We start from the raw sequence: 8577 nt of genomic DNA on the forward strand, positions 1-8577 counted from the left end.
GGACAAGCATCGTCATTTTATTATGGTCAGCCTCAGGGTGAAGTGTGTCTAATCAACAGGGTTTTCGGTCTCTAAGTACTTTTTAAAGGGAACATCATCGACTCAAATCTCTATTTGCAACAGTGCCCCATGAAGTGCCTGCCTGCGTCTGTTAGCCGAACGCCCCGCGCATGGCGCTCAAATAGCAGGACACCAAGGTTATCCTCCAGCGCTTTCACACGCGCGCTGACGCTCGACTGGCTGATACCAAGTGCCTTGGCCGCATGCCGAAAATTCAGATGCTCGGCGACGGCGATGAACTGAACAAGGGAAATGAGCGGTATCCTGCCAGACAGGATACCGACATTCACGAGGTTTCGATGGTTAGTGCGCCGCATCGGAGCGGGCCTGCTACCAGTCGTCGGTTAGACGACTGGCGACTTCTCGGTGGCAGCCCCACGGAGCCGAAGGAGCACCAGCCCCAACGAAACCAGTACCGCCATCGCCGTGGCGTAACAGATCACGGGCCACGCTGTGTCACCGTTTAAAAGTGCCACCGCCAATGTCCCGACAATGCTGACTATCAGGCTTTGAACGCAGAAGTAGAACGCGACCGCTGATCCCGCGATGTCGTCGAACTCTGCCAAAGCGCCGTTCGCGGTAACGGACACCGTGAAGACAATACCGACCGCGACAACCCACATCGGTAGGATGAAGGTGAGGAATGACGGCGAGCCGTAAAGTTCGCCGATCCCCAACAGGACCGCTCCGCAAACAAGCAACGCCATCCCACGCGCCACGCATCCTGCGATGCCCCATCTGGCGACAAAGGACTTCGCGAAACGGGTTGTCACGATCATTACAAGCGCGACAGTGGCGAAGGCAAAGCTGAATCCGATCTCGGAATATTCCGCTTGGCCTATGAGCACACGGGGAGCCGTCGAGAAGAAGACGAAGTAGGTGCCCATACCGGCGCTAAAGCCGACAGTGTAAACCCAAAAAGCCGGACTCGCGAAGATCGGCAAGACAGATCGGCGCGTCTTGACTTGATCCAGAGGGCGGGTTTCGTGCCACCTGAAACCCGCATTTAGGAGTGCGAGCATCGCCAGTATAGCCAAAGTAATGAATATCGCCTGCCATCCCAAGAACTCGCCGATCAATACTCCGGCGATAGGGCCGAGCGCAGGCACGAACGCCAGCATCGAACTGAAAAGGCCGTAGATGACGACACCCTCAGGACGGTTGGCATAAACGTCGCGAACCGTCGCGAACGTCGCCACCAGCATGGCCGACGCGCCCACTGCTTGAAGTAGACGGAAAGCGACAAAGGCCGGTGCAGTTGAAGACCAAGCTGCTCCCAGAGACGCAATGACGAAAGCCGTTGCGCCCGCAAGTAGAATTGGCCGTCGCCCGATTCTGTCTGAGAGCGGACCAAAAATCACCTGGCCCACGCCGAGCATCACCATATAGAGGCTCAACGTGAGTTGGATCATAGCGGGCGTCGTGTTCAGGATGCCGGGCATCGCTGGAACGACAGGGAGATAAATATCCATCGCCAGTGAAGCGAGGATGTCGAAAGGAGCCATCAGCAGCAGTGCTGCCGGCAGCGTATAGGCCCACGCGGGGCGTGTGGTGGTCATGACGAATCAACCCTCGATTAAGGAATACCGGGCGACGTCTGCTCGTCAGCAATCAGATGAGACTAGCCTTACAGAGCGCCGCAACAACAATACTGGTTGTTGCGGCTTACTTGTCTGCTGACTTGGAATTTCCCATCTGATTACTCCACGCTTACGAATATGAATTGCTACATTTTATCCGATTATCTTTTGCTTCGCAATGCGGCATGGGCGCACTCAGCGTTCCAGCCCCCTCTGCCGCCCTAAATGCTTGCTCCAATGCATCGAGCACCATATCTGTATTCATCCGTGTCGATACTTTCCATCCAACAATTGCTCGTGAGAACACATCAATAATAAATGCAGTATAAACCCAGCCTGAATTTGTTTGAATATACGTAAAGTCACTCACCCACAGTTGGTCAGGATGATCAGCAGTAAAATTACGTTTTACCAAGTCATCCGCTCGTTTTTGATCATCTCGGCTACGGGTGGTTTGTTTGTTCTTACCACGCCAAACACCTTTTATACCTAGCTTTTGCATTAATCGAGCAACAGTACAGCGCGCAATAATATAGCCTTCACGTTTCAGTTTTTGCCAGACTTTACGTACACCATACCGACCTGAACTTTCCTTCCAAATTCGTTTAATCTCCTCAGCATGATGCAAGTCATGTAAATCTCGCTTTGCTCGATGTTCTGGATTTTCACAGAGATCTAGAGTCCGGTAATAGGTTGAAGGTGCGATCGGTAAAATTCTACAAATCGCCTCGACTCCGTACAGCTCTTTATTATTATGGATAAAATCCACCATTATTTGTGTGGGCGGTCGAGCTCCGCCTGGGCGAAAAAAGCGGCTGCTTTACGTAGAATTTCATTGGCGCGTTGCAGTTCTTTATTTTCGCGTTCGAGTTGTTTGATACGTTCTTGGTCTGAAAGCTGCTGTACTTTAACTGGATTTTGTTTATCTAAATATTTTTGATACCAAACACGTAGTGTTTCAGGAGTACAACCCTTGCGCAGTATACTGCTCAGGGAGCAATAGCGGTGATCGCAGCCCAATTCGATGGATAATCTTTCTCGGATTCAATCAATAATTGAACCGCTCTTTCTCTGATTTCAGGGGTATATTTTACTTTTTTCATCGGGACATTCTCTCAGAAAGCTTGGTCTCCGACAAACCCGGTACGGTTCAAGGTGAGATTTCTAAAATATATGTAGACAAAAATTCAATCAAAACAGCACCAAATAATAATGATATTAGATATTTTTCTATAAAAGAAGTTCACTCAAATCCTAAAAATAATGTAGTGAAAAATAATTTAGCGATTGAATGTTCACAAGGTCTTTTCTTGAGCCCATTTACTAATCAATGGGAACCTATTTTTCAAAGAGGCTATATTATTGGTACTCTAAAAACCTATGAATATTATAGCTATACAACTGTTTGCGATGATGTCAGAGGAAAATATTCTAATAACATTATTATTAATACAAACAGAATTGGATTTTAATAATAGCCTAAGCAGAACAAGCTTCTCAAAAGCTCTTCTATAAAAATATAAAAACCTATAAAAGCAAAAGCACATGCTCTCAACTTCTCAACTCGTTACCCAAGCGTCGCACTTCGTGCTTTGGCTTTGGTGAACGGTTGAGAGAGTTTCGGCAATACTCTCCCTAAAGGCGGTCATTTAAAAAAATGACACATCCTTTAAGTATTGCCGATTTACCGCATATTCTTTTGGCTTCGGAGCCACGTATATCGGTCGTATCCGCACATAGCTTTGCAGACTATGCAGACAAGGACTAAAGGTCTTGCACCTTCTCCCACGCGCTCCCTGTCGAAGTATGGCGGTATCTCTGCGAGGGTTTCCCCAACATGCAACTTAACCAACCTATACAGCTACTCTTAACGCTCCGCTTTTGTGAGATTCCCCTGTAGCGGTTTAGCCTTTCGACTATCGCTACGTTGCACCAGTGACACTTATTCCCTCCACATGCAACGCATGCCAATCCCTAAAACGGACACGCAGAAGCAGGCAAAGCTCGATCTATGATGCTTATTTGATGATTTAAAACACGGATTAACGAAGACTTATCATTTTGAGACTTGATCTAAACACTGTTTATTGTGAAAATAGAGTTCAGGTACCAGCCTTTGGTGAAATCATAACGGTCGCCAAACCTTATGATCTTCGTTATTCGATGGGTTAACATCAAATAACTGCGTACCGTAGAATTTACTGGAAAACCCCTCTAAGTTGCAAGGCTTAGGGGGGATTTTCTTTATAATTTACAATTACAAATTTACTTATCCTTATTTAAAGCAAATTTTCGCTTCTTAATCACAGTAATTGACTTTTCTTGTGAAGCTATATTTTGCTGAATAGCTACCTGCTTCATTTTTACTGGTAAAGTAATCTTTTCATCAGATTTGGGGCTAGATTCTTTAGGCTTTGAATCTGTTGGCTTTTGCAAAGTTGCTTCTTTATTTTTAATTTTTATATAAATTTTATGTACGACCGTATTGTGTTCTTTGATCTCCTTATTTTTACTCTTTATTTTTTTATATTGTTCTTTAAAGGGCGTTATAAAATTCTTAACCGTTGATAGCAGTACAGCTTCATCAGAGTGTATATCTGCTAATGTCTTTGGTGTTTCACTTTGTACAAAATCAATAAAATGTAAGGGAAATTTTTCAATAATCTCTGGAGTAGCAAAACTAACAAAATGATATCCGTGATAAGAAATTACAGCGTAATTTGTATCCTGTTTAATCGGATGTTTGATATATCCCTTTACTGTCGCTTCTCCTTGATCCAATAGCTTTTTTAGATAGAAATCCTTGATATGATTCTCTAAAACTCTACTTTTTCTATAAAAATTAATCTTATTGTTAATCTCTTCTCGCTCTTCTATTTCATCAACAATATCTAACTTATGACTAAATTCAACAAATTGAGCATGATGATATTCAGCAAGTTTAGAAGTCCAAATTAAGATTTGTCCAAGATTATCAGGCTTAATAATCTCAATATCGTTGAAATCAAGTTTTTTTATTAGTGCAAGTTCTTCATGCTTGAACTCTTTTCTTTCCAAACTTGAATGTTTCAACATAACAACTTCCTTAACCACGGCGTATCCTTCAAAAACTATAAAGTAAAAGCTCATTTGGTATGAATACCAAATGAGCTTTCTAATTAATCAATCAAACATTAAAACAAAAAAGGGAGGTCATACCTAATTAAGTACGTTTCAATGCCATAATATGGCGAACCATATCGTTAATATGTTGTTTTGTTTCATTATCTTGTGAACCTAACCATGTCACCACATCAGCATCAAAAGCCTTTGCTTGAGCGATGGCGTGACGTTCCTGTAATTTTTTCACAAAACTAGGTTTAACCAATGGGGCATTGGTAGGATCAAAATTTTTATAGCGTTCTAATTCATTTTGCATTGCTGTACCTCCGCTTTTGGTGATGTGATGGTTCAAATGCAGTGATTATTCTCGCAACATCTCCACGTTCAACCCAAACCACTGTTAATAGTCTACCACGATTGCTTAAACCGACTGATATTAGTCGTTGTTCGTCATAGTGTCCTACATCATCAAAAGACATCAATGCAGGATCAAGGAAAATACTACAGACTTCTTCGAACGTAATTTCACGCCCTCTGTAGACTAAATCCATTTTTTGGTCATGCCATTCAAATAACAAGCCGTAATATTCAATCAATGGCATGATTACCCCTTTTCCTCTCGTAGAATTGAAATTAAGTAAGAATTTTCTTTTAGCATAAGAAATATTCTTATTATTTTGGGTCTATGACACAAAAATCGCCATTTTTTCCATATCCGCACTGCTTTTTCATCACTCGGACACACGGTTTAGATTCTCCATCAACTTTACAACTTCCAATATCAAACTGGATGCCTTGCTGTCTCAGGCTCTCGATCTGCGGGATATTGCCTAAAGGTTTGATATAAACACTAAACAGCCAAATGATACCAAGCATCAGAATGGCAAAGATGCCTAGAACAATGGTAATGAGCTTCCATGACAACTGATCACGGGCTGATTCAATTGAATTATTCAAGCGTCCAAGTGCTTTAGCGGTCTTAATAAGCTCCGCTGTACCCTCCTGTAAGCCCGTATTTAGCGATTTTGATACAGTATGGTGGGTCTGCCCAGCAATAGTGCTTTGAATGTGTTCTTTCGTGATTTGAAGCTCTTTAACGGCCTGATTGACGAGGTTCTGCTGTTGTTCTGCAACTGCCATTAGTGCATATAGCTTTTTTTCATCAGGTGTCATCGGCTCATCCCTCTAAACTTCATTGTTTTCTGTTGCTCTCTTTCTAATTTCTGCTGTTGTTTGTACTGTTCCAAAGCAAGCTGTTTAAAGCTGTCAAAATCAGCCTTAAAGCTCTCAATACCCTGTTTAATTTCTTTGTCTGAAATTGGGCTGTTTTTGAGGTCTTTCAGGTCTTGTTTGGGGTCGCCTAAGTCTAGTCGCTCAAGCTCTTTATAGGCTGTACGTGATTGTTGTAGGGCTTCCCTAATTTCAGGGTCTTTGGCTTGGCTTGGTAACAGTTTCTTTTCGGGTTCTTTCTCTATGCCTTGCTCTTTGTAGCTTCGCATATCAATACGGCTATCAATTTGATGTTTTTCTAAATGGCTGTTGCATAAATCCGCCCATCTTTGGCGTAGGTCTTTAATATCAATTTTTCGTTCCTGGTAACTCTTGCCTGTATTGTCTTTTTTAGCTCCGCCACGTTCAGGATTTTTGCTGTTATAGCGTTTGAAATATTGCTCTGGATCTCGTTCGATTCCATCTTGCAGACGTTCATTAAACATGAGATGCACGTGGGGCTGATCGTTGCCGTCCATTGCTTTAGGGTTATGAATCGCAAACTGATATGGATATTTTGAGCCGATCTCGGACTGAATGAACTCCTCAACCAGTTCTAGACGTTGTTTGGCATTCATCTCTCTAGGCAGGGCAATTTCATATTCTCGATAGGTACTGCCATTTTTGCGCTCGTAAAGGTCGGCTGCTTCCCAAAAGGTAATCGGATTATGTTCAGCCCATTTCGGCATATTCCCATAGGCACTATGTTCAAGGTCGGTTTCTGCCTGTTCTTGTTTCAGCTTTTTTTCTTCATCCCGATCAATATATTCGGCATGCGGTGCTGCTTTACCTGCCTTACCGACTTTGACACTTAAACGAGCAATCGCCATTAGGTCTTATCCTGTTCCTTTTTTCGGTTACGTTCTTTTTTAAACGCTCTTTGATCAAGTATCGAAGCCCACATCATAATGATGATAATTAGCGGTGCTGCGATCACGCCAAAACTAATATCTTTGATTTTTCCCAATACCTGTTTTAGTTGCATGCTGTTGCTCCTAGCTTTGGTACTTCTTTTTTTCATTCAATTTTCAATTGAACGAAAAAAAGAAGTTTCAGGGTTTTAGGGATGAAGTCCCTAACGTGCTTAGGTTTCTCAATGAAATTGAGAAACGTCTAAGCGCGCCATCAATTTTTTGATGGAAGTACAGGCGACAATCTCTAGAACGACTTTAACAAAATTGCGTACCTTGGACGTAATTATTTTGTTATCGTTCTTTGAGTATTGAGCCTGTGCTTTTGCGGTATATGAATTAAGGAATTGAATATGAATAATGATTGGCTGTCTGAAAAAATTACCTACATTTCTGCTTTAAAGAATCCCAGTGATGCACAAAAGCTTTTATTAGAATTAGCTCAAATCCAATACCGTACTCCCGACCAAGAGAAAAAATTGAATGCCTTGATCAAAGCTGAAAAAGCCATAGATCGAGCGAATAAACAGAAGATAGCAGTCAGAAAATTACTGAATGCAGAAAAGGAAGCTGAACGAAAAGCTCGTACACGTCATCTCATTCAATTAGGCGCACTTTTTGAAATTGCTAACCTTGATCAGCGTGACCCAGCCGAATTACTTGGAATTCTGCTTAAAACTGCTGAAATAGACCCAAATGATATGAAATGGCAAATTTGGAAGGATTTAGGATTAGAAGTTCTCAAACAACGTAAAAATAATTCAAATTAATTATAAGCTAAGCTAGATCAGCAATAAATTAAGTTATGATTTAACAAATCATTATGAGATTTCATAGGACAATTAATGAAAAAGTTTATCTTAGGACTCTGTCTATCTTTACCAATTCTCTCTCATGCAGCACCTAAATGGGAACTTGCTAATGTATTCATCACAAACAAAGATAAAGGTGAACCGTACCGGGTTTGTCGGAGAGTTTTTTATTTAAGTTAGGCCACCTGACCTAACGGGTTAATCTTATCATAGTACATTGCTTCAAAATCAAAAGGTGATACATAACCTAGTGCACTATGTACACGCTCTTTATTGAACCAATCTACCCAATTTAGTGTCGCAAGTTGGGCACTGTTGCAAATAGGCTGACATGATAAGCTAAATATCTTATTTATTTCGAGATACAGCAGATGAATCCCTTCCACGGTCGGCACTTTCAAGGTGAAATCATTCTTTGGGCTGTTCGTTGGTATTGTAAATATGGCATCAGCTATCGTGAACTTCAGGAAATGCTGGCCGAACGTGGAGTGAATGTTGATCACACCACAATTTATCGCTGGGTTCAGCGTTATGCTCCAGAAATGGAAAAACGTTTACGTTGGTATTGGCGTAATCCTACAGATCGACATTTATGGCATCTGGATGAAACTTACGTAAAAGTGAATGGCAAATGGGCATATCTATACCGTGCAGTTGACCAACGTGGCCATACTCTTGATTTCTATCTTTCTGCTAGACGAAATACCCATTCAGCTTATTGTTTTCTTGGAAAAATTTTAAATAATGTGAAGAAGTGGCAAATTCCACAAGTGATCAACACGGATAAAGCACCCACATATGGACGTGCTTTATCACGGTTAAAACGGGAAGGTAAATGTCCAC

The 8577-nt window shown here is 42.1% G+C and carries 11 protein-coding genes, 3 pseudogenes and 1 other annotated feature; of the genes and pseudogenes, 4 read left to right on the forward strand and 10 right to left on the reverse strand.

The window, feature by feature from the left end:
- Positions 1–75: pseudogene (locus FTU13_RS17040) on the forward strand (IS6 family transposase); the annotation flags it as partial.
- Positions 76–110: 35 nt separating this feature from the next.
- Here the strand turns inward: FTU13_RS17040 and FTU13_RS17045 are convergent.
- From FTU13_RS17045 to FTU13_RS17055, 3 genes and pseudogenes are all read right to left on the reverse strand, one after another.
- Positions 111–377 (reverse strand): LysR family transcriptional regulator, encoded by a 267-nt coding sequence (locus tag FTU13_RS17045; RefSeq protein WP_077170324.1) that lies wholly within the window; start codon positions 375–377, stop codon positions 111–113.
- Positions 378–404: 27 nt separating this feature from the next.
- On the reverse strand, positions 405–1619 hold the full coding sequence (gene floR, locus FTU13_RS17050) for a chloramphenicol/florfenicol efflux MFS transporter FloR (RefSeq protein ID WP_000214122.1): 1215 nt from the start codon (positions 1617–1619) through the stop codon (positions 405–407).
- Positions 1620–1770: 151 nt separating this feature from the next.
- Positions 1771–2743: pseudogene (locus FTU13_RS17055) on the reverse strand (IS3 family transposase).
- Positions 2338–2454 (reverse strand) — a sequence feature (AL1L pseudoknot). (Overlaps the previous pseudogene by 117 nt.)
- Positions 2744–2764: 21 nt before the next feature.
- On the opposite strand from FTU13_RS17055, the gene FTU13_RS17060 reads away from it, so the two are divergent.
- Positions 2765–3112, forward strand: a complete 348-nt coding sequence (locus tag FTU13_RS17060; RefSeq protein WP_159138984.1) for a hypothetical protein — start codon at positions 2765–2767, stop codon at positions 3110–3112.
- A gap of 793 nt (positions 3113–3905) precedes the next feature.
- Here FTU13_RS17060 and FTU13_RS17065 read toward each other — a convergent pair.
- From FTU13_RS17065 to FTU13_RS17090, 6 genes are all read right to left on the reverse strand, one after another.
- Positions 3906–4715: a hypothetical protein gene (locus FTU13_RS17065; protein ID WP_108091266.1), complete on the reverse strand. Its 810-nt coding sequence runs from the start codon at positions 4713–4715 to the stop codon at positions 3906–3908.
- A gap of 127 nt (positions 4716–4842) precedes the next feature.
- Positions 4843–5058, reverse strand: a complete 216-nt coding sequence (locus FTU13_RS17070; protein WP_042087985.1) for a hypothetical protein — start codon at positions 5056–5058, stop codon at positions 4843–4845.
- Entirely contained in the window at positions 5048–5344 is a 297-nt protein-coding gene (locus FTU13_RS17075; protein ID WP_042087986.1) for a BrnT family toxin, read from the reverse strand. The genes FTU13_RS17070 and FTU13_RS17075 overlap by 11 nt, the downstream gene beginning before the upstream one ends.
- 70 nt (positions 5345–5414) lie before the next feature.
- Complete coding sequence (locus FTU13_RS17080) at positions 5415–5915, reverse strand: hypothetical protein (protein WP_068550831.1); 501 nt, start codon at positions 5913–5915, stop codon at positions 5415–5417.
- Positions 5912–6841 (reverse strand): MobA/MobL family protein, encoded by a 930-nt coding sequence (locus FTU13_RS17085; protein WP_119065094.1) that lies wholly within the window; start codon positions 6839–6841, stop codon positions 5912–5914. The genes FTU13_RS17080 and FTU13_RS17085 overlap by 4 nt, the downstream gene beginning before the upstream one ends.
- Positions 6841–6996, reverse strand: a complete 156-nt coding sequence (locus FTU13_RS17090) for a hypothetical protein (protein WP_002061201.1) — start codon at positions 6994–6996, stop codon at positions 6841–6843. The genes FTU13_RS17085 and FTU13_RS17090 overlap by 1 nt, the downstream gene beginning before the upstream one ends.
- A 279-nt stretch (positions 6997–7275) precedes the next feature.
- Here FTU13_RS17090 and FTU13_RS17095 point away from each other — a divergent pair, with 279 nt between their 5' ends.
- A complete protein-coding gene (locus tag FTU13_RS17095; protein WP_108091264.1) occupies positions 7276–7692 on the forward strand; it encodes a conjugal transfer protein TraD in 417 nt (138 codons plus the stop codon).
- Positions 7693–7910: 218 nt separating this feature from the next.
- Here the strand turns inward: FTU13_RS17095 and FTU13_RS17100 are convergent.
- Positions 7911–8042, reverse strand: a pseudogene (locus FTU13_RS17100) (IS3 family transposase); the annotation flags it as partial.
- 63 nt (positions 8043–8105) lie between these two features.
- Between FTU13_RS17100 and FTU13_RS17105 the strand changes: the two are divergent.
- The coding region (locus FTU13_RS17105) for an IS6 family transposase (protein WP_151817486.1) at positions 8106–8577 on the forward strand (472 nt) is incomplete at its 3' end.

Origin of the sequence: Acinetobacter sp. YH12064 (assembly GCF_013419735.1) — a bacterium.
GTDB classification, from domain to species: Bacteria; Pseudomonadota; Gammaproteobacteria; order Pseudomonadales; family Moraxellaceae; genus Acinetobacter; species Acinetobacter amyesii.

Bases quoted from the DNA above. Each gene is read 5' to 3' on its own strand.
- FTU13_RS17045 (WP_077170324.1), bottom strand. From the start codon at position 377: ATGCGGCGCACTAACCATCGAAACCTCGTGAATGTCGGTATCCTGTCT.
- floR (WP_000214122.1), bottom strand. From the start codon at position 1,619: ATGACCACCACACGCCCCGCGTGGGCCTATACGCTGCCGGCAGCACTG.
- FTU13_RS17065 (WP_108091266.1), bottom strand. From the start codon at position 4,715: ATGTTGAAACATTCAAGTTTGGAAAGAAAAGAGTTCAAGCATGAAGAA.
- FTU13_RS17070 (WP_042087985.1), bottom strand. From the start codon at position 5,058: ATGCAAAATGAATTAGAACGCTATAAAAATTTTGATCCTACCAATGCC.
- FTU13_RS17075 (WP_042087986.1), bottom strand. From the start codon at position 5,344: ATGCCATTGATTGAATATTACGGCTTGTTATTTGAATGGCATGACCAA.
- FTU13_RS17080 (WP_068550831.1), bottom strand. From the start codon at position 5,915: ATGACACCTGATGAAAAAAAGCTATATGCACTAATGGCAGTTGCAGAA.
- FTU13_RS17085 (WP_119065094.1), bottom strand. From the start codon at position 6,841: ATGGCGATTGCTCGTTTAAGTGTCAAAGTCGGTAAGGCAGGTAAAGCA.
- FTU13_RS17090 (WP_002061201.1), bottom strand. From the start codon at position 6,996: ATGCAACTAAAACAGGTATTGGGAAAAATCAAAGATATTAGTTTTGGC.
- FTU13_RS17095 (WP_108091264.1), top strand. From the start codon at position 7,276: ATGAATAATGATTGGCTGTCTGAAAAAATTACCTACATTTCTGCTTTA.